Annotated in this window: 13 protein-coding genes; 3 read left to right on the top strand and 10 right to left on the bottom strand. The window is 71.7% G+C overall.

Going from position 1 to position 19,954, the window contains the following annotated elements; all coding sequences use genetic code 11:
• Positions 1-97 precede the first annotated feature (97 nt).
• Positions 98-2,056, top strand: a complete 1,959-nt coding sequence (locus tag PUR53_RS19900; protein WP_329909111.1) for an SMI1/KNR4 family protein — start codon at positions 98-100, stop codon at positions 2,054-2,056.
• Between the two features lie 80 nt (positions 2,057-2,136).
• Here PUR53_RS19900 and PUR53_RS19895 read toward each other — a convergent pair whose 3' ends face one another.
• The 6 genes from PUR53_RS19895 to PUR53_RS19870 all read right to left on the bottom strand — a co-directional run bounded on the left by PUR53_RS19895 (position 2,137) and on the right by PUR53_RS19870 (position 8,911).
• Positions 2,137-4,677, bottom strand: coding sequence for a tryptophanase (locus PUR53_RS19895; protein ID WP_329909110.1), 2,541 nt, complete (start codon positions 4,675-4,677; stop codon positions 2,137-2,139).
• 334 nt (positions 4,678-5,011) lie between these two features.
• On the bottom strand, positions 5,012-6,352 hold the full coding sequence (locus PUR53_RS19890) for a cytochrome P450 (protein WP_329897431.1): 1,341 nt from the start codon (positions 6,350-6,352) through the stop codon (positions 5,012-5,014).
• A 13-nt stretch (positions 6,353-6,365) separates the two neighbouring features.
• On the bottom strand, positions 6,366-6,959 hold the full coding sequence (locus PUR53_RS19885) for a GTP-binding protein (RefSeq protein WP_013005331.1): 594 nt from the start codon (positions 6,957-6,959) through the stop codon (positions 6,366-6,368).
• On the bottom strand, positions 6,934-7,311 hold the full coding sequence (locus tag PUR53_RS19880) for a DUF742 domain-containing protein (protein WP_184896998.1): 378 nt from the start codon (positions 7,309-7,311) through the stop codon (positions 6,934-6,936). The genes PUR53_RS19885 and PUR53_RS19880 overlap by 26 nt, the downstream gene beginning before the upstream one ends.
• Positions 7,308-7,709, bottom strand: coding sequence for a roadblock/LC7 domain-containing protein (locus PUR53_RS19875; RefSeq protein ID WP_045562285.1), 402 nt, complete (start codon positions 7,707-7,709; stop codon positions 7,308-7,310). Before PUR53_RS19875 ends, PUR53_RS19880 begins: the two co-directional genes overlap by 4 nt.
• Entirely contained in the window at positions 7,706-8,911 is a 1,206-nt protein-coding gene (locus PUR53_RS19870) for a sensor histidine kinase (RefSeq protein WP_329909109.1), read from the bottom strand. The genes PUR53_RS19875 and PUR53_RS19870 overlap by 4 nt, the downstream gene beginning before the upstream one ends.
• 537 nt (positions 8,912-9,448) lie before the next feature.
• Here PUR53_RS19870 and PUR53_RS19865 point away from each other — a divergent pair.
• The gene (locus tag PUR53_RS19865) at positions 9,449-10,945 is read left to right on the top strand and encodes an FAD-binding protein (RefSeq protein WP_329909108.1); all 1,497 of its coding nucleotides are present in this window, start codon (positions 9,449-9,451) and stop codon (positions 10,943-10,945) included.
• A 207-nt stretch (positions 10,946-11,152) separates the two neighbouring features.
• Positions 11,153-12,430: a PP2C family protein-serine/threonine phosphatase gene (locus PUR53_RS19860; RefSeq protein WP_329897434.1), complete on the top strand. Its 1,278-nt coding sequence runs from the start codon at positions 11,153-11,155 to the stop codon at positions 12,428-12,430.
• A 24-nt stretch (positions 12,431-12,454) separates the two neighbouring features.
• On the opposite strand, the gene PUR53_RS19855 is transcribed toward PUR53_RS19860, so the two are convergent.
• The 4 genes from PUR53_RS19855 to PUR53_RS19840 all read right to left on the bottom strand — a co-directional run bounded on the left by PUR53_RS19855 (position 12,455) and on the right by PUR53_RS19840 (position 19,894).
• Positions 12,455-13,639, bottom strand: coding sequence for a substrate-binding domain-containing protein (locus tag PUR53_RS19855; RefSeq protein WP_443078115.1), 1,185 nt, complete (start codon positions 13,637-13,639; stop codon positions 12,455-12,457).
• A gap of 152 nt (positions 13,640-13,791) precedes the next feature.
• The gene (locus PUR53_RS19850) at positions 13,792-14,925 is read right to left on the bottom strand and encodes an ABC transporter permease (RefSeq protein WP_329909107.1); all 1,134 of its coding nucleotides are present in this window, start codon (positions 14,923-14,925) and stop codon (positions 13,792-13,794) included.
• Positions 14,922-16,502, bottom strand: a complete 1,581-nt coding sequence (locus tag PUR53_RS19845; protein WP_329909106.1) for a sugar ABC transporter ATP-binding protein — start codon at positions 16,500-16,502, stop codon at positions 14,922-14,924. Before PUR53_RS19845 ends, PUR53_RS19850 begins: the two co-directional genes overlap by 4 nt.
• A 209-nt stretch (positions 16,503-16,711) precedes the next feature.
• A complete protein-coding gene (locus tag PUR53_RS19840; RefSeq protein ID WP_329909105.1) occupies positions 16,712-19,894 on the bottom strand; it encodes a SpoIIE family protein phosphatase in 3,183 nt (1,060 codons plus the stop codon).
• Positions 19,895-19,954 lie beyond the last annotated feature (60 nt).

Here is a 19,954-nt window from a genome sequence, read left to right as displayed (position 1 = left end):
TCTCGCCGACGCCCGGACCGCGGGACACCGGTCGACGCCCGGACCGCGGGACACCGGTCGACGCCCGTTGTCAGTGGTGGGTGACAGCATCGGAGACATGACCGAGACCGACACCGCGGCATTCGACTGGCAGTCCTTCCTGCGCGCGTGGAGCGAGGAGTGGGCGGACTCCCTGCCGGACGACGAGGCACGGAACGAGGAGGACGAGACCGCCCGTCGGGCGCGGTGGCTGGGGTTCCCGCCCGCCTCCGAGGAGCGGATCACGGCCATGGAGGAGCGCCTCGGCCGACGAATGCCCCCGTCGTACCGGGAGTTCCTCGCGGTGAGCGACGGTTGGCGGCACGCGGGTGGCTTCGTGTGGCTGCTGGCGGGCACCGGGGACGCGCGCTGGCACGACAACGAGTCGGGACTCGCGGACCTCTTCGAAGAGTACCTGGACGAGGACGCCGGGCCCGAGGAACGGCAGGAGGCCGACCTCTGGCGGCGGGGGCTGCAGCTCGACGTCGAGTCCGACGTCACGCACGTCCTGCTGGATCCCGAGGACGTCGACGAGAACGGTGAGTGGGCCGTGTACACGTGGTCGAGCTGGCTGGCCGCGCCACCCGAGCGGCACACCGACTTCGCCGCGTTCATGCGGGAGATGTACCGGGAGTTCCACAGCCTCAGGGCCGGCAGGAGGGAGGGGGCGCCCGAGTTCGTCAACGACACGACACGCCGCTTGGACGCCCAGGTGGACCGGGCCCGGCTGGAGGCGCTGTGCGGCGACTGGGAGCGGGCCGCGCAGGCGCTGGACGAGGCCAAGGAGTACGGCAGACCACGGGCCACCGGTCTGGGGGATCAGCTGCGGCGCCTGCTCGGGCAGAGCTCGGGGGTGGACTTCGAGGGCCTGGTGACGGATCCGCGGTACGCGCCCGAGCTGCTGCCGCCGCTGGTCGCCGAGCACGCCTCGCACTCGCACTGGGACGACTCCACGTTGACCTACCGTCTGCGCGGCGCCGACGACGACCTGGTGGCGCTGGCCTACGCGACACTGGAGCAGGTGCGCGACGGCACCTACCGGTACACGGCGACCGGACCCTTCGGAGAAGCGGTCGAGCGGGCGCGGGAGTTGGCGCGGTGGGGGGACGCCGACGGGGCGTGGCAGGTGCTGAGGGACGCCGTGCCCCTGTGGGAGCCCTTGGGACCGGATCATCTGGCGCCCCTGGGGTGGGTGGCCGACCCCCTGCTCGGGCCGCTCGCGACTCCGGAGCGGGGCCGCGAGCTGCTCTCCACGCCGAGGGGCGGACAGGTGGGTGAGGCACCGACGCCGACGACTCCGCTCGACCCCGGCGGCCTGGCGTGGCTCGCGGAGCCGGACCCGGGCAACAACCGCAGAACCTTCCGGTTCGTCCTGGTGGAAGGGGTGGATCCGCAGGACCTGCCCCGGCGTCTCGCGGACGGCGACAGCGACAGCGACAGCGACGGCGACGGCGACGGCGGCGAGAAGGACGGAGCCGGAGGCGGCGCCGAGCTGAGCGAACCCCTCACCTCCTGGGAGGCACGCCGCAGGTGGCTGGACGGGAGGAGGGAGTTCTCGTCCTACGACGACAGGGCTCTCATGTCTGTGGGGCGGGCCGGCGCCGGCTGGAGCTTCGCCTTCGACGGCGAACCCGCCCCGTTCGGCGGGCAGCGGTTCGTCTCCCCGGCCACGCGTGCCAGTGCGGGCACCCGCGCGGTGGTGGTGTGGAGCGGCCTCAGGAGGGGGCACGGGGAGTCGTACTTCCATCTCTCGGTGGCGCGGGACGGTACCGAGCAGTACGCGTTCACCTACGTCGACGGAGAGGTCAGGCAGAGCGGGGAGATACCGCCGGCGCTGGATCCGAGCCGCTTCTTCTTCGGTGGGCCGAGGGGCGGCGGCGAGACGGAACGCGCGCTGCTGGAAGCGGTGGCCGGAGAGTTCGGCGTCCACCTGCCTCGGCACGCCATCACGCACGGGCGGCTGCACACGTTCACCACCGGCTCCTGGACACGGCCGCCCGGGGAAGGAGAGACGTACATGGTCATCCGGATGGGCTGACCCGACGGACCGCTCCCCCGCCCCGGGGCCGCACCCGGCAGTGGTCGCCCCGCTCGGAGCGCGGGGCGACCACTGCCCGCTCAGCCGGTCACCGGCTGCAGTTTGGCGCGGAAGTGCCGCAGGATCGGGGACTGTTCAACGATGCGGTAGCCATGGACGGACTCCGCCTCCTTGGCGATGCGTTCCAGGGTCCTGCCGACATGGTCGTAGTGGCTGCGGGTGTAGACCCGGCGCGGGAGCGCGAGCCGGACCAGTTCGTACGGCGCGCTCTTGATGGGGTTGCCGTCCTCGTCCTCCTCACCGAGGTAGAGGGAACCGAGCTCGGCCGAGCGGATGCCGCCTTCGAGGTAGAGGCGGCAGGCGAGGGCGTGACCCGGGTAGTGGTGGGGCGGTATGTGCGGGAGCAGGCGGCCCGCATTGAGGTAGAGGGCGTGCAGGCCCGGGGGTTCGAGCAGGTCGACGCCCGCCGCGCGGACGCGGTCGGCGAGATGGGAGGCGACGTCGGCGCGCTCGGCGAGGTAGGCGGGCTCGGTCACCTCCAGCAGGCCGGTGGCCATCATGTCGAGGTCGCGGCCGGCGAGACCGCCGTAGGTGGCGAAGCCCTCGGTGGCGATGAGGAGGCGTTCGCACTTCTCGGCGAGTTCGGGGTCGTTGAGCCCGATGAAACCGCCGATGTGGACGATGCCGTCCTTCTTGGCACTCATCACACAGCCGTCGGCGAGACGGAACGCTTCTTCGGCGACCTGGCGCGGGGTGCGATCCCGGTAGGCCGCCTCGTGACGGGTCACCAGCCAGGCGTTCTCGGCGAACCTGGCGGCGTCCAGGATCATCGGGACGCCGTGTCGTCGGCAGATCTCGGCGGTCTGTTTCAGGTTCTCCATGGAGACCGGCTGGCCCCCGCCGCCGTTGTTGGTGATCGTCATGATCACCACCCGGACCCGGGAGCCGTCCGGCCCTTCCAGGGTCTGCCGGAGTCTGTCCAGGTCGATGTTGCCCTTGAAGGGCACTTCGCTGTCCAGGTCGCGGGCCTCCGCGCACGGGATGTCATGCGCCTGACATCCCGAAAGCTCGACGTTGGCCCGGGTCGTGTCGAAGTGGGTGTTGGCGAGGACGATGCCACCGGGTTCGAGAAGGTTCGTGAAGAGAATGCGCTCCGCGGCCCGCCCCTGGTGGGCGGGCAGGATGTGCCGGTAGCCGGTCAGTTCCGTCACGGTCTCGTGGAAGCGGTAGAAGGAGCGCGAGCCCGCGTACGACTCGTCGCCCTCCATGCCCGCGGCCAGTTGCGCGGCCGAGATGGCGCCGGTGCCCGAGTCGCTGAGCAGGTCTATGGTCACCTCCTCGGCGCGCAGGTCGAAGAGGTTGTAGTGCACCCGTTCCAGCGCCGCCTCGCGCTGTTCCCGAGTGGTGAGCGCGATGGGCTCGACGACCTTGATGCGGTAGGGCTCCATAGGGGTTCTTGCTCCTGACATGGTGCTGAATGGTTCGTGATCGATGTGCGGGCCGGCGTTCGGCGGCCGGACCGCGTAGGCCTCCGACGAGACGTACGCGGTCACCCGGGCCGGTCTGCCCTGTTCGTGGGCGAGCGCCACGTACGCGACGAGCCCCACCCCGTCCGTCAGCCGGCGTCCGGTGACGGCGGCCAGCGGCCGGTCGAGTGCGTGGGGGTCCAGCCCGTGCCGGCCGAGGACGGTCCGGGCCCGGCGCAGTGCCTCCGCGTCGTCGCGGGCGTAGTCCCTGACCGGGACGTGGAGGGTGAAGCCGGTGGGCCCGCCGGTCGTCCGGGTGAAGGAGTGGCAGGACAGGACGGGCCGCCGGTCGAACCGGGCCTGCGGCAGCGGCCGGTGGCTGTCCGTTCCCTCGTCGAAGCCGCCCGCCGTCCGGAGGAACTCCTCCAACGTCGTGCTGTCGGGCCCGGATTCCATCCGGCACAGCCCGCCGACGTCCGCCACCGCCAGGTCGCGGTGAGTGGTGTAGATCTTCACCCGGGGCGCCGCCCAGTCGCCCAGATCGAGCGCGAAGAACGGATAGCCGTCGGCCGGCGGCAGCGCGTCGAAGGCGTGCCGGTGGCCCAGCCGGTCCAGGGCCGTCCGTATGGTCCCGGCGGCCCGGGTCCCGCCGGACGCCGACGGGTTCAGATACACCTTGATCTTGGGAACGCCACCGGGACGCAGTTCCAGCGCGATCCACAGCGCCAGCGGGCCCTGCGGATCGGCGGGGAGGAACAGGTCCTCCAATGCGTCGAGTTGGTCGGTGGCGAAGCCCCAGCGCCGCGCCATCTCACGGACGGCGCGCAGACCTTGGAGGCCGTTGTCCCGCAGACCGCCGGCCCCGCATCCCGGTTCCAGCAGCACCCGTATCGCCGGGGGCGCGTCCGGTGTGAGGGAGAGCGAGTACTCCACCGGGGTGGAGTCGTCGGACAGGAAACTGAGGGACGGGGGCGGCAGGTTCAGGGGCCGTTCGGCCACCGCCCCCAGCGAGTCGGTCAGTAGACGCGCGTAGTTCTGCGCGTCGGTCCGGCCGAGCCCCGACGCCTCGCACAGGCGCAGCAGTTGGCCGGTCACGAGAGCGCCGAGCGTCCGGTCCCCGGGAGTGCTCCCGGGGCCGGACCCGAGGGGGCTCACCACGTCTCCCGCCGCTGCTGGGAGTACGGGGGCGGAGCTGCTGTCCCCTGACGGTGGAGGGTGTGCGGGGACACAGAAAGATACCCGCCGACCTGGGCGGGTATCTCGTCTCGCGGCGACTGGTGGCGGGTCACGCCCCTGGTCTCCGCGCGGTGTAAGTCGATGTCTCGTCGGGAGCGGCGGAAGAGATCCGGATGTCGAGCAGAAGCGGCGCCGATGGATATGTGGTCCACGACACCTCCCTTTGTTCAATGGTCACCACGAATGCCGCCGCGTTACTACCCCTTTGGTTGAATACTCATGCAGTAACCGCTGTCACAGACTGTTGTCTGCGTCACCCCTTCAACCACTGCAGGAAGGAGCCCCACACGCCTCGCTCGGCCTTGCGGCCCGCCGGGGCGTTCTCCTCGCGTGCGGAGGGCTCCGGCGCGCGGGGCGGCATCGGCCGCTGGACGACCTGCGGGGTGAAGCGGCAGGGCAGCGCGGCCAGCGCGCGGTGGAAGGGGCCCGGACGCCAGGTCAGGCTGTCCTCGGGGACCGCGAGTTCGATGTCGTGCAGCCGGTTGAGCAGGTTCTCGATGGCCACCATGGTGACGAGCCGGGCGAGTTCCTTGGAGGGGCAGGCGTGCGGGCCGGCGCTCCACGACAGGTGGGCCCGTCGGCCGCCGGTCTGACCGGCCGCCACGAGCGCGGGGTCGGTGTTGGCGGCGGTCATGCTGACCAGGACCAGATCGCCCGCCCGGAGCTTGGCCCCGCCGAACTCCATGTCGGCCGCGGGGTAGTGCGGCGCGTAGTTCGCCATGGGGGGGTTCTCCCACAGCGTGTCGTCGATGGCCTCCTCGATCAGACCGCCGTCGGCGTAGCGGTCGTGCAGGAGCAGCCGGTGCAGGGTGTTGCCGATGAGGTTGCGCAGCGGTTCGGCGCCCGCGCCGAGGAGCAGGATCAGCTGGTGGACCAACTCCTCGTCGGTCAGGCGTGCCTCGTGCCGCATCAGGTACGAGGTGACGTCATCGGCCGGCCTGGCCCGCTTCAGGGCCACCAGTTCGAACACGGCCTGCCCGAGCACCTGGTTCGCCTTCTCGGCGTTGACGCCCTCGAAGACCCCGGAGATACCGAAGACGACCCGGTCGCCGATGTCCGCCGGGCAGCCGAAGAGCTCGTTGAACACGAGCAGCGGCAACTGCTTGACGTAGTCGTTCATCAGGTCGATGGAACCGCGGCCGGAGACCTGGGCGAGAAGGTAGTCGGAGGCCCGCTTGGTCATGTCGCTGATGCGGCGGGAGTCCACCTTGGCCAGGCTGTCGGTGATCGCCTGCCGCAGCCGCGCGTGCTCGGCGCCGTCGGTGAACATGGCGTTGGGACGGTAGCCCAGCATCGGGACGACCGGGCTGTCCGGGCCGACCTTGCCTTCGGCGACGTCGCGCCAACGACGGGCGTCCTTGCGGAAGTTGCCGGGGTCCTGCAGCAGTTTCAGCGCGGTCGCGTGGTCGGTGACGAGAGTCGCGTCGACACCGGGCGCGATCTCGACGGGCGCGCTGGGCCCGTAGTGCCGCATGTACGCGTAATACGCCTGCGGATCGGCCGCGTACTCCGGCCCGTACAGCGGAACCCGCAGTCCGCTGCCGTGCGCCGGGCAACCGGGCGGGGGTGAGGGGAGAGTGGAGTCGGGGGTCATGTCTGCTCTGCTCCTAACGGGCGCGGTCCATCAAGTAGCGGACGAGCGTGATCAGAGCCTCGGCCGACGACCGTTCGTCCCGCGCGTCGCAGGTGACGATCGGTGTGTCGTCGAGGAGATCCAGCGCTTCGCGCAGCGCCCTCGCATCACGTATCGACGTACCGTCGAAATGGTTGACCGCGATCGCGTAGTCGAGTCCGTACTGCTCGATCAGGTCGATCACGGCGAAGGAGTCGGCCAGCCGCTCGGGGTCGACCAGCACCAGCGCCCCGAGGGCGCCGCGTGCCATGTCCTCCCACATCTGCACGAAGCGCTGCTGGCCGGGTGTGCCGAAGAGGTACAGCACGACACGGTCGCTGACGGTGAGTCGGCCGAAGTCCATGGCGACCGTGGTGGTGGTCTTGCCCTGGACGCCCTTGAGGTCGTCGATCGCCTCGCCCGCCTGCGTCATCGTCTCCTCGGTGGAGAGCGGTGAGATCTCGGAGATCGACCCGATGAACGTGGTCTTGCCCACCGCGAAGTGCCCGACGACCAGGATCTTCACGGCGGTCTGCGTCTCTCCGCCCGGGACGTACGCCCGTTCATCCAAACTTGGACTGGAGACCATTGAGCACCTCCTCGAGAATCTTCAGGTTGGCGACGGGAGCACGGGTCTCCGGCGGACGGGTGACGAGATAGCCGGCCTCGGAGAGCGCGGCCAGCAGGATCTTCACCACTCCCACCGGCAGTTGGATGTGCCCCGCGATCTCGGCGACGGAGAGGTAACCGCCGACACACATGCGCAGCAGGTCCTGCTCCTCGGGCGAGAGGCGTGCGGGGCGCTGCTGCTGGTCGGCGACCGCCGTGACCAGCGTGATCAGTGAGAACTGACTCTCGCCGGGGAGGCTGCGGCCACCGGTGATGACATACGGCCGCACTAATTCGGCGGCCTCGTGCTCATGCCTGTCGGAATCGGTCATGGCCCTACCACGCTGCTCTCCCTGGGCGGAGCGGTCATGACCTTGCCCAGTTGGCCGACGAGCTGCTGCATACGGAAGGTGATGTCCGCCATGTCGACGTCGGAGGAGGCCGACACCGCGAGGTAGGCACCGTCGCCGGCCGAGATCAGGAAGATCCAGCCGCCGTCGAACTCGACCAGTGTCTGCTGCCACCGCAGATCCGAGCGGGAGCAGAAGAACGCCAGCGACCGGCTCAGCGACTGCATACCGCTCATCGCGGCGGCGGCCTTGTCCGCGTCGTCCTTGTCCACTCCCCTGGAGCGGGCCCTCAGCAACCCGTCGGAGGAGACCAGGACCGCGTGGAGAGCTCCGGGGATCTCCAGGGCGCTGTCAAGCATCCATGAAAGGTCGTTGTTCATTGGACCTCGTGCCCTTCGCTGCTTGCGTCATGGGGGCCGCTCTGCCGCTCCCCCGCCTCCGGGTGTGTGGCGCGACCCGCGTCCGTGCCCTGCTTGAAGGCGGCCATGATCGCTGCCGTGTCCTCGCTGCGGCGCCGGGGGGCCGGGGCGGCGGACGGACCGTTGGAGACCAGGGCCATCGGCCGCTTGCGACGCCGCTTGGGCAGACCGTCCTCGGTCGTGCCCACGGGCAGCGAAGAGTCGGGGGCGCTGTCGTACGCGGAGGGCCTCGCCTCCACGGGAGCGGGGACGTCCCGCGGCGCGACCGAGTCCACCGACACCGTCGGCTGCTTCGGCTCGGGCATCGTGGTGAGCAGCTCGTCGGGCAGCAGCACAACCGCCCGCACACCGCCGTAGGGGGAGGTGGAGTCGACCGACACCGTGAAGCCGAACCGCTCGCAGAGCACACCGATCACGGCGAAGCCGAACTGCGGAGGGTTGCCGAGCCCCGAGACACCCGTGACGCGCTCGCTCGTCAGGAGCTTCTCGGCCCTCGCCTTCTCCTCCTCGTTCATGCCGACACCGGCGTCGTCGACGATGATGCAGACGCCCTTGGGCACGGAGCGGACGTTGATCTCGACGACGGTGTCCGGGCTGGAGTAGCTGGTCGCGTTGTCGAGCAGTTCCGCGAGCGCCAGCGCCACCGGTTCGACGGCCCGGCTGGTGACGCCGAAGTCGACCTTGGACAGGATGTGCGCCCGCTGGAAGTGGCGGATCCTGCCCTGGGCGCTGCGGACCACGTCGTAGACCGAGGCCACGTCGCGGTGGCGGCCGAGCCAGCCCTCGCACAGCACGGCGATGGACTGGGCACGCCGGCCGAACTGCGCGTTCATGTGGTCGATCTCCAAGAGGTCCTGGAGCATGACGGAGTCGCCGTACTTGCGCTGCAGCCCGGAGATGATGCGCTGCTGCTCCGCGGCGAGACCCTGGAGGGTCCGCATCGCGGCCTTCAGGGCCGTCCTCGTCTCACCTTCGGCTTCCTGCTGGGCCGCGCGGACGGAATCCGAGTATTGGCTCTCCAATTCACCGTAGTGATTTCTGAGCCCTGCGATCTCCTGTCGTAAAGCTCGCGCCGCCCGTCGCTGACGAATGATCAGGGCGACGGCGGCAAAGATTACGACAATGAGTGCCCAGAGCGCCGGATTTTGTATGTATTGCGTCATGAGACCCTCTTCAGGCGGCCGATGGCCAGCTACTGAATTTCCGTCACTTCACACAGACCGAAGGCCAGCCACTCCGGGGTTGCCACCCAGGCCTCCACGAATGGCGAGAGATGCTCCTTTTGCACCTATCCGTCCGTTCGGTAAGTGCGGTGATCGTATCATCACTCAACCTGATGACGGATCGTCAACCTGCGTGGTCCTTGCGAAGGTTGAGCGGCGCGGCGCGCACACGATCAAGCCTGAACAAGGCCGTATAGGGGCTTTGGCCGCACCTTGAGGTAAATCCACTTCGGCGAGCGCTCACGCCACCTCCCCGGGCACCTCAGGCCCGCCGACCCCATCGCGCTCCGGGCCGCCGGGAAGTCATGATGAGCCGTAAGCGGATTGTCAGGGGGAGATCGCTCTTGGTGATGAGCACGGGGTGTCATCGAGCCGGTTCGGTCGAGTACCGGTCGAGTGCGACTCCCGCCCACGACAGGACGACAGACCCGACGCGGCGTGCCGACGAACCGCCGCGTCGACATCACGGAGGCTGTCATGACAGAAAGACAGAGCGGTCCCGTCGACAGACGGCAGTTCCTCGCCCGGTTCGGAGCCGGGACGCTGGCGCTCGTGGCCGGTTTCGATCTGCTCACCCGGCAGTGGGTGACCGAGGCGGCGGCAGCGGACAGCACGTCCTTCGCCTCGGCTCCGTCCCTCGACGGGACGCTCGTGTTCGACGCGGAGTCGCTCGCGGCGAACGCGCACGACCAGGGCAACATCGTGTTCCGGACGCCGTGCGCGGTGCTGCGGCCGGGGTCGGTGCAGGACATCAGGAAGATGGTCGGCTTCTGCGCCGACCACGGCATCGAGGTCGCCCCGGCCGGTGCCCACCACGCGATGTTCGGCCAACCGCTCGTGAGCGGCGGGCTGGTCGTCGAGATGCGGTCACTGGACACGATCCACTCGATCGGCACGGACGGCGCCGACGTCGACGCCGGTGTGCTGTGGAAGGACCTGATCGAGGCCGCGTACCAGGAAGGCCTCACCCCGGCGTCGATCACCAGCTACACCAGGACGACGGTCGGCGGGACCCTGTCCATGGGCGGGATCGGGATGATGTCGTCCTACCGGGTCGGCGCACAGGTCGACCACGCCCGGCGGCTCCAGGTGGTCACGGGCGACGGCCGGCTGAGGTGGTGCTCCGACGAGCAGAACAGCGACCTGTTCGAGGCGGCACTCGCTGGACTCGGGCAGTGCGGCGTCATCACCCGGGCCACCGTCGACCTGGTGCCGGCCAAGCAGCGGGCCCGCACCTACCGGATCGGCTACCCGGACATCCCGACGTTCTTCCAGGACATCCGCGTCCTGGCGAACCGGGGCGAGTTCGACTCGCTCGGCAGCATTCCTCAGCCCGGCACGGCACAGCCCCTGGTCCTGTGGGCCACCGTCTTCCACAACGCCGGGGAAACCCCCGACGGGTCCCGTCTGCTCCGCGGCCTCAGCCCCGCCGCGGCCTCCGCCGCCTTCGAGGACTACTCCTACCTCGACTACATATCCCTGGTCACCAACATGTACGACGCCTTCGCGGCGAACCTGGACTGGGACGCGAAGGTCAAGCCCTGGTCGGATCTGTTCCTGCCGGACGGCGCGGTCGAACAGTACGTCGAGTCGGTGTTCCCGTCGCTGACCTCCGAGGACCTCGGGCCGACCGGCTTCGGCCTCGTCTTCCCGATGCTGCGCGCGAGCCACGGCCGACCGCTGCTGCGGCTGCCCGACGGGACGAGCGGCCCCTGGGTCTGGCTGGTCAGCGTGCTCACCGACGCGGCCCGCTCCGGCCCCGACCCCGACTTCGCCTCACGCATGACGGACCGCAACTACCGCTTCTACCAGGACGCGGCGGCCGTCGGCGGAGTCCGCTACCCCCACGGCGCGTGCGCGTTCACGGAGGCGGACTGGCGGGCGCACTACGGCTCCATGTGGGAGACGTTCACGTCGTGGAAGAAACGCTTCGACCCCAGCGGCGTCCTGACCCCCGGCCCGGGCATCTTCTGACCGGTCGGATCCGGCCTGGTCCGCCGCCCCGGGGGCCGGGGAGGACGGGCCAGGCCCGTTCGCACGACGGCGTCACTCTTTCGTGGGGCGGCCGCGTGGGGGATCCGGAAGGTTGCGGCGTCTGTGCTGCGGAGTGGTGGGTCCTGTGGTCGGTTCGCGCCTATCGTGGAACGGCACACCGACGCTCGGCGCCAAGGCAGGCTGGACATGAGGGAACCGCATATCGACTATGCGGAGGTCTTCCGGGCCCTGCCCGGCATGGTGGCGCTGCTGACGCCCGATCTGGTGTACGTCGACGCCAACGACGACTTCCTGCGGCTGGCCGGACGCAGCCGCGAACAGTTGCTCGGGCGCTACATCTTCGACGTCTTCCCCGAGAACCCGAACGAACCGGCCGCGGCCGGGATGCGGGAGACGGAGGCGTCGATGCTGCGCACGGTGGCCACCGGTGAGCGCGACACGATGGCGCTGCTCCGCTACGACATCGAAGACCCGCAGCGGCCCGGCCTCTGGCAGGAGCACTACTGGAGCCCGGTCAACGCCCCCGTCCTGGGCCCCGACGGCAAGGTGGCCCTGATCGTGCACCGGGTCGAGGAGGTCACCGAACTCATCCGCGCCCGAAGCCGGGCCGGCGGGGACGCCCCGGGTGGTCCGGACGGTCCGGCTTCGGGAGGTCCGGGCGAGGACACCCGGGCCCGGGTGCTGGAGGCCGAGCTCTACACCCGTGCCCGGGAACTGCAGGAGGTCAACGAACGGCTGCGCACGGCGCACGCCCATGAGCGCGAGGTGGCCCTGGCGCTGCAGGCGGCGATGCTGCCCCCGCCCGGCCCCACCGGGTCGCACGACGTGGCCGTGCGCTACCGGCCGGCCATCGGCGCGCTGAACGTGTGCGGCGACTGGTACGACCTGGTCGGGCTGGACGGCGAGGGCCTGGCGGTGGCCGTCGGCGATGTCGTCGGCCACGGCCTGGCGGCCGCCTGCGCCATGGGGCAGTTGCGCAGCGCCCTGAGCGGGGCCACGCGCGTCGCCGACGGTCCGGCCCAGGCTCTGGAGGCCCTCGACCGCTACGCCCGCTCCGTCGACGGGGCCGAGTCGACCACGGTCGTGACGACCTTCATCGACTGGGACGACCGCACCATCACCTACAGCTGCGCGGGCCACCCGCCGCCCGCGCTGGTGCACCCCGACGGCACCGTCACCTTCCTCGACGGCGCCACCGACCCGCCGCTCGCCGCCCGGCCCCGTCAGGTGCCGCGGCCCCAGGCCCGCGCGCCCTTCGTCCAGGACTCCACCCTGGTGCTGTACACGGACGGGTTGATCGAGCGCCGTACCGAGAGCATCGACACCGGTCTGGAACGTCTCGCTGCTTCCCTGGCCCACCACCGCAAGCACGACCCCGAGAGCCTGGCCGACGCCCTGCTGGCCGATCTGCTGCCGCCGGCCGGCAACACCGACGACACCGCGCTGATCGTCCTGCGGCTCTGACCGGCCGAGGAGGGGGTGGCGGCGTCATTTGCCCCAGATCTTCCGGTACCCCTCCCGGTAGCCCGACGGGTTCCAGCTCGTGGCGCCGTCGCTGTTGTCGGCCGTGCTGATGTGGACGGGCGCCACATAGCCGCTGGCGGGGCTGCCGGAGAAGGCGCGGTTGAACTCGTCGACGATCTGCCAGCCCTGCAGGGTGAGCGGTTCGGGGACGGTGGCCGCCTGGTACTGCTCACTGTCGACGCGCTGGAAGGCGGAGGGGTCGCCGTCCCCCGCGCCGATGTTGAACGGCGGGCCCGAGCCGTCCTTGCCGGCCGCGCGGAAGGCTGGGGCGGCGTCGGCGAAGTACAGGTCGTTGATGGCGACCGAGTGGGTCCACCGGTCCTGGAAACGGGAGAGCAGCGAGGAGACCTCGCGGGGCGTGCGGGTGCTCGCGTCGGGGATCGGGATGTTCACGTACGACAGGAGGTCCACGCCCGCGCAGGTCGCGAGTTCCTCTCTGATCAGCTCGGACTTGTTCTTGGCGAAGGGGATCGACGCGTCGGTGAAGATCACGGCCCCGGCGTCGCCGTTCGAGGTGGCGATGACCCATCGGGCGCTGATCCTCGCCACGTCCTCGACCTGGGTGGTGACGTTGGTGAAGAGAGGGGGGCGGCGGCTGGGGCCGGGGGCGGCGACCGCGTGCCAGCCGACGACCGGGATGCCGGCCTGCTCGGCCCGTGCGATCTGTGTCGAGGTCGAGTTGGGGTCGAAGCCGCCGATGACGATGCCGGAGGGGCGGAGCGTCACGGCCTCGCTCATCGCGGCCTGGATGCCGGCGGGCGTACCGCCGCCGTCGATCACCCGCAGGTTCCAGCCGATGACCCGCGCGGCTTCCCGCACTCCCTCGGCGGCGCCCGCGACTCCGGGGTTGGTCATGGTCTGCGCGACATAGACGAGGGTCCTGCCGGAGACGGCTCTGGGGCCGGAGGTGGGGCCGTTCCAGGGGACGTCGTCGCGCTCCGCCCGGCTGACGGCGGCCTCGGCCCTGGCCTGGGCCGCGGGGCAGCCGCTCGTGCCCGTGGCGGAGGGGTCCGGGCCGCCCGACGATCCGCGTTCGCAGCCGGCGAGCACGACGGAGGCCGCCACGGTCAGCAGGGCGGCCGCCGCGTGGCGGACCCTGACCGTGCCGGAGCGGGCCTTGCGGTGGTGGTGCACGAGGGTGTGGCGCACGAGGACTCCTCGCGGAGGGACGAGCGGGAAACGCTTCCGGGGTCTGCGGCCGCGGTGGGCCGTGGCCGAGCGGGGCGGCCGGGTGGGCGGCCAGGACGAGCGGCAGGGTGGGGCGGCCTGGTCGGGGCGGCTCGTTCCTGGGCCTCGGTCGTTCATGGGCCTCGGTCGTTCGGGGCGCCGTCCCGAGGCGGTGCGGGCGGCGCATCCGGTGTCGCGGCGGGCGCGTCACGGGACGCGAAGACTCCGGTGCGCATCCGGCGGCGGGCGGCGTACCCGGCGAGGCCGACGGCGAGGAGGAGGGTGCCGCCGTGGAACAGGGGCACCGTCCAGAAGTCGGCGCCCATCTGGGCGATGCCGGTGAGGCCGACGGCGAGGACGGCCACCGCGACGAGGGTGCCCAATGCGTTGGGGCGGCCCGGTCTGATCGCGGTGGAGCCGAGGAGTGCTCCGACGAAGGCGGGCAGCAGATAGTCGAGGCCGACACTCGGATTGCCGATCTGCTGCTGGGCCGCGAGCAGCACGCCCGCGAGGCCGACGATCAGGCCGGACGTGGCGAAGGCGCAGACGGTGTAGGTGCGGACGGGGATGCCGACGAGGTCGGCGGCGCGCGGGTTCGACCCGACGACGTACAGGTACCGGCCGATCGGCAGCCGCTCCAGCACCAGCCAGAGGACGGCGGCGAGGGCCAGTACGTAGAAGGCGGGGACCGGGAGGCCGAGGAAGGTGGAGGTGTAGAGGTCGGTGAAGGCGGGCGGCAGGCCCTGCGGGCCCGGGACGATCCGGCCGCCGTCGGTGATCCAGCCGGTGACGGCGTACATCATGCTGCCGGTGCCGAGGGTGGCGATGAAGGAGTCGATCCGCCCGAACTCGACGATGACCCCGTTGAGGACGCCCACGACCGTCCCCCCGGCGATCACGGCGAGGCAGGCGAGCGGCCACGGCCAGCCGGCCTCGACGATGAGGTACAGCACCATCACGTGCGCCAGTCCGAGGCCGTACCCGATGGAGAGGTCGAACGCGCCGGTCACGATCGGGACCATGGCGGCGAGCGCGAGGACCGCCGGGATCGACTGGGTGGAGAGGATCGCGTCGAGGGTGTCCAGAGTCGGGAAGGTGCGCGGCAGGGCCAGGGAGAAGACCAGGACGAGCAGGACGGTGAGGCCGAGGAGACCGTAGGCGCCGATGAGGTGCCCGCCGGGGCCGCCGGGGCCGCCTCGGGCGCCGAGCCGGTGCGCCGGGCGCGGGCGGCGCGGGCGCGGTGCGGGCGGGGAGGGCGGGGCCGTCACGGGTGCGTCGCGGTGCCGGAGGGGGGCATGGCCGAGGCCGCCCGGGTCAGGCCCGCGACCGTGAGCGCCGGGCCGCGCAGCTCGGCCGTCACCGCTCCCCCGACGAAGACCAGGGCGCGCCCGCACACTCCCGTCACCTCCTCGAAGTCGGTGGAGATGAGGAGGACCGCGAGGCCTTCGGCCCGTGCCTCGTCCAGGAGGCGGTGGATCGCGGCCTTGGCGCCGACATCGACGCTCGCCGTCGGTTCCTCCAGGATCAGCAGCCGCAGTCCGGTCCGGAGCCAGCGGCCGATCAGCACCTTCTGCTGGTTGCCGCCGGACAGGGTGGCGATGGCCGCCTCGCTGTCCCGGGGCCGCACCGAGAACCGGTCGGCCAGGGCGGCGGCCACGGCGCGTTCCCGGCGGGGGGCGATCCAGCGCGGTGGGGGCCCGTCCCCCGCGCGGGGGTTGGCCAGGAGGTTCTCCCGTACGGTCAGTTCGGGGAGGCAGCCCTCCCGCTGCCGGTCGCCGGGGACGAGGGCGACACCACGGGCGACGGCGTCGGTGACGGTTCGGGGGCGGTAGGGGGCACCGTCGAGCAGGACGCGTCCGCCAAGGAGGGGGCGGGCCCCCGCGAGTGCTCGGCCGAGGTCCATGTGTCCGGCGCCCGAGAGCCCGACCAGACCGACGGCCTCCCCGGCGCGCAGTTCCAGGTCGACCGGTCCGGCGCCGGATGTCTGTACGCGGTCGAGGGCGAGCACTGCTGGGGTGGGGGGCGGTGCCGGGGTGGGTGGCGGTGCCCAGGTGGACGGTGGCCGGGTGGGGCGTGGGCCCGGTGGTTCCTCGCCGGTGATGTCGCGCACCAGGCGCAGTGGGCTGTGGCCCGCTGTCGAACCCTGGCTGACGAGGCGGCCGTCGCGCAGGACGGCGAAGGTGTCGGCGACCTCGTACACCTCGTCGAGACGGTGGCTGACGTAGAGGATGCCGTGGCCCCGGTCGCGCAGGGTGCGCAGGACGCGGAAGAGACGGGCGCAGTCCGCTGCGGGGAGGCGGGCGGTCGGCTCGTCGAGCACGATGAGTCCCGCCCGGGTGGCCAGAGCGCGGGCGATGGCGACCAGCGACCGTTCGGCGGGGGCGAGGCGGGCGACCGGCGCGTCCGGGTCGACGGTGCCGCCGACGAGCGCCAGGGCCTCGGTGCAGCGGTCCCGGGTGCGCCGCCAGGAGATCAGTCCGGCACGGCGCGCGTACCCGGTGCTCAGGGCGATGTTCTCGGCGACGGTCATCCACTCCACGAGTCCGAGGTCCTGGTGGATGAAGGACATGCGGGGGGAAGCGGCGTGACTCCCGAGCGGGTGTCCCTCCACGGTGATCGACCCGGAGTCGGCGTGGTGGACACCGGCCAGGATCTTGATCAGGGTCGACTTTCCGGCTCCGTTGGGGCCGAGGAGCGCGAGCACGCTGCCCGCGTGGACGTCGAGGTCGACCCCGGCCAGTGCGAGGGTTCCGCCGAAACGTTTCGTGAGGCCGCGGACACGCACCAGCGGCTCCGCCGCGCTGGGCGGGGCCGGTTGCGCAGAGGTGTCGTGAGCGTCGTGCACGGACAGCTCCGGGGGTCGGCCTGGCGGGTTCTTCCCGACTTCGACTTGCGCCAGCGATGCTAACCGCCGATTTCGCTTTATTCGCGGCTTTCGCCCTATTAGCGACATTTGGTCACGGGGGCCGACCCCAACGGGTCAGGGGGCAGGCGGGTCAGGAGGCGCCGGTCAGAGAGGCCGTGCTGGGCTGGAGGTGGGGCTCTGGGCTCGGTTCAGGTGCCGTCCAGGCCGCATTCGGCCCAGATGACCTTGCCCTCCGGGGTGTAGCGCGTGCCCCAGCTCTGGGAGAGCTGGGCGACGAGGAACAGGCCGCGTCCGCCCTCGTCGGTGGTGGCCGCCCGGCGCAGGTGCGGGGCGGTGCTGCTGGTGTCGGCGACCTCGCAGATCAGGGAGCGGTCACGGAGCAGCCGTACCCGGATGGGTCCGGCGCCGTGGCGGATCGCGTTGGTGATCAGCTCGCTGAGCACCAGTTCGGCGGCGAACGCGGCCTCGTCGAGCCCCCAGTCGGTCAGTTGCCGCAGGGCCGCGGCGCGGACGTCGCTGACGCGGGCCGGATCGGCGGGCAGCTCCCAGGTGGCGACGCGGCCCGGGTCGAAGGCGTGGGTGCGGGCGACGAGCAGGGCGATGTCGTCGCCGGGGTGGGGGGACGCGACGGTGTCCAGGACCACCCGGCAGGTCTCCTCCGGGGTGTGCTCGGGGTGGGCCAGGGCCGCGCGCAACTGGTCGAGAACCACGTCGACGTCGCGCTCGCGGTCCTCGATGAGGCCGTCGGTGTAGAGGACCAGGGTGCTGCCCTCCGGCAGCTGGACGTCCACGGCCTCGAAGGGCAGGCCGCCGAGGCCGAGCGGGGGCCCGGCGGGCAGCTCGGGGAACGACACGGTGCCGTCGGGCTGGACCAGGGCGGGCGGCGGGTGGCCGGCGCGGGCCAGGGTGCACTGCTGCGAGGTCGGGTCGTAGACGGCGTACAGACATGTCGCGCCGATGAGGCCGCCGCCGTCGGAGACGGGGTCCTCGCGGTCCAGTCGTCCCACGAGGTTGTCGAGGTGGGTGAGGACCTCGTCGGGCGGGAAGTCGAGTTCGGCGAAGCTGCGGGCGGCCGTGCGGACGCGGCCCATGGTGGCCGCGGACAGCATGCCGTGGCCGACGACGTCGCCGACGAAGAGGCCGATCCTGGTGCCGGAGAGCGGGATGACGTCGTACCAGTCACCGCCGACGTCGGATTCGGCGGGCAGGTACCGGTGGGCGACCTCCACGGAGTCCCGGTCGGGAAGGCCCTGCGGGAGCAGGCTGCGCTGGAGGGCAAGCACCATCGTGCGTTCGCGGGTGTAGCGCCGGGCGTTGTCGATGGACAGGGCGGCGCGGGTGGCGAGTTCCTGGGCCAGGGAGCGGTCGTCGTCCCCGAAGGGGGCGGGGTCCTGGGCACGGTAGAAGGCGGCGACGCCCAGGACGACACCTCGGGCGACCAGGGGCACCGCGATGAGGGAGTGGACGTGGCTCAGCAGTCGCTCGGTGTGCTCGGGGTCCTGCGCGAGCCAGCCGGCCGCCGTCTTCAGGTCCGGTTCCAGCACGGCCTCGCCGCTGGTCAGGCAGCGCAGCTGCGGGACGGTCGGACCGTAGTCGACCTGCTTGCCGACCGGGCTGAAGGGGAGGTCGTCGCGGATGCCGTGGACCACCGTGCGCCGCAGGTCACTCCGGGGGTTCGCGGCCTCCTCGCCGCGCAGCACGGGCTCGGCCAGATCGATGGTGACGAAGTCGGCGAGGCGCGGGACCGCCGTCTCGGCGAGCTCCTGGGCGGTGCGGCGCACGTCCAGGGTGGTGCCGATCCGGGCGCTGGCCTCGGACAGCAGTTCCAGCCGGTGACGCGCGGCCAGCGCGTAGCCGCCGACGTGCGGCTCCCCCACCATCAGGAGACCCCTCTCGGGCACCGACGCCGACGTCGAGGTCGAGGTCGAGGTCGAGGTCCAGGCCGACGAGCCGGAACGACCGCCGTCCGGAGGGCCGGCCGGGAGGCCGTCGGCGGTGGGCGGGGCGGTGGCGGTGGGCGGGGCGGAGGTGGTGGGCGGGGCGCCGGGGGCTGAGGTGGCGCCCTCAGGGGTGCGCGGTAGATCGTCCGCCATGGGCCGGGGGCCGTCGGCGTTGGGCCGCGGACCTTCAGTGGTGGCTTCTGCGGTGGGGCGGGCGTCGGGGGCGTGGGCCCCGGGCGGGGTGTCGGCGGGGCGGTGCTCGGCTGTGGCGCCGTCGATGCCCGTCCTGGTTCTGCCGAGTGGTGTGGCTTCACGCAGGTGGCCCGGGGCCGGTACGACGGAGAGCGGGCCTGGGGCCACGGCGAGCGGGGTGTTCCGGCCGCGCTGGACGATCGAGACGTCGGCGGACGCGAGCGGCGTGACGGGCGTGACCGGGCTCGCGGGCCCGGCGGTGAGGCTGAGCACCGGCTCGACCAGGCGGGGGGCGGTGACGGTTTCGTGCCGGGAGAAGTCGTGCAGGACGGCCTCGACGGCGACGCCCTCCACCCCGGAGGCACTGGTCACCGGACGGCTCACGAGCGTGACACGGCGGCCGTCCGTCAGGGACACCTCGACGGCCGCCCGCTGCGCGCGCGAGATCAGCTCGGCGGCCTTCTCCAGGAGCGTCGCCCGGTCCACGGGGCGCAGCCCGTGGACCAGTTCGTCGACGCCGAGAACGCGGTGCGGGCCCGCGCCCGCCTCGACCCCCGCGTCCAGGTACGCCCGCAACAGGGAGCGCTCACGCGCGGAGCTCTGCCCGAGGAGTCGCCGCTCGATGGCCGCGGCCGCCTTGCGGATCACGGTGGAGAGCGCCGGGTTCTCGAAGCCGCGCGGATATCCGAAGCACAGGACGCCCTCGATCCGGCCGCTGAGCGGGTCGCGCACGGGGAGCGCGCGGCAGGCGCTGCCCTGGGAGCGTTCGGCGAAGTGCTCGGCACCGTAGACCCGGATGAGCCGCCGTTCCGCGAGGGCCAGACCGATGCCGTTGGTGCCGGCGAACCGCTCGGCGAACACGAACCCCGGCACGGTCTGAATGTCCGGGAGCCCTCTGGCCAGGGACGCCTCGCCGAAGCGGCGCAGCAGTACCGTGCCGTTCGCGTCGGCGATGGAGATGTTCATGGCACTGCCGGCGAACCTGGACTCCAGCCGGTCCAGCACCGGCGCGGCGGCACGGGCGACCCGGTCGTCGCGGTCGAAGTCGTCCCGGAAAGGGGGGTCGGAGCGGTCCGGCGAGAGGCCCAGGGACCGGCAGCGCCGCCAGGAGTCGAGGATCGAGGCGCGCACGCCCGATTCGAGCGGCTCGCCCTGCAGAAACCGCTCGCGGAAAAGGGTGGGGCCCGTGCCGTCTGTCGCACGCCCCGTGGGTATCGGCTCGCCGTCGGACCGCACCACGCTGGCCTCACTCGCGCCCTGGACAATCCGCTTATCGGAAATATCTGGCATTGACGAGGA

It is taken from the genome of Streptomyces sp. SP18BB07 (assembly GCF_036322545.1).
Taxonomy (GTDB): Bacteria; Actinomycetota; Actinomycetes; order Streptomycetales; family Streptomycetaceae; genus Streptomyces; species Streptomyces deccanensis.
Note: the sequence above shows the minus strand (reverse complement) of the source record. Positions and strands in the feature narration are given on the sequence as shown.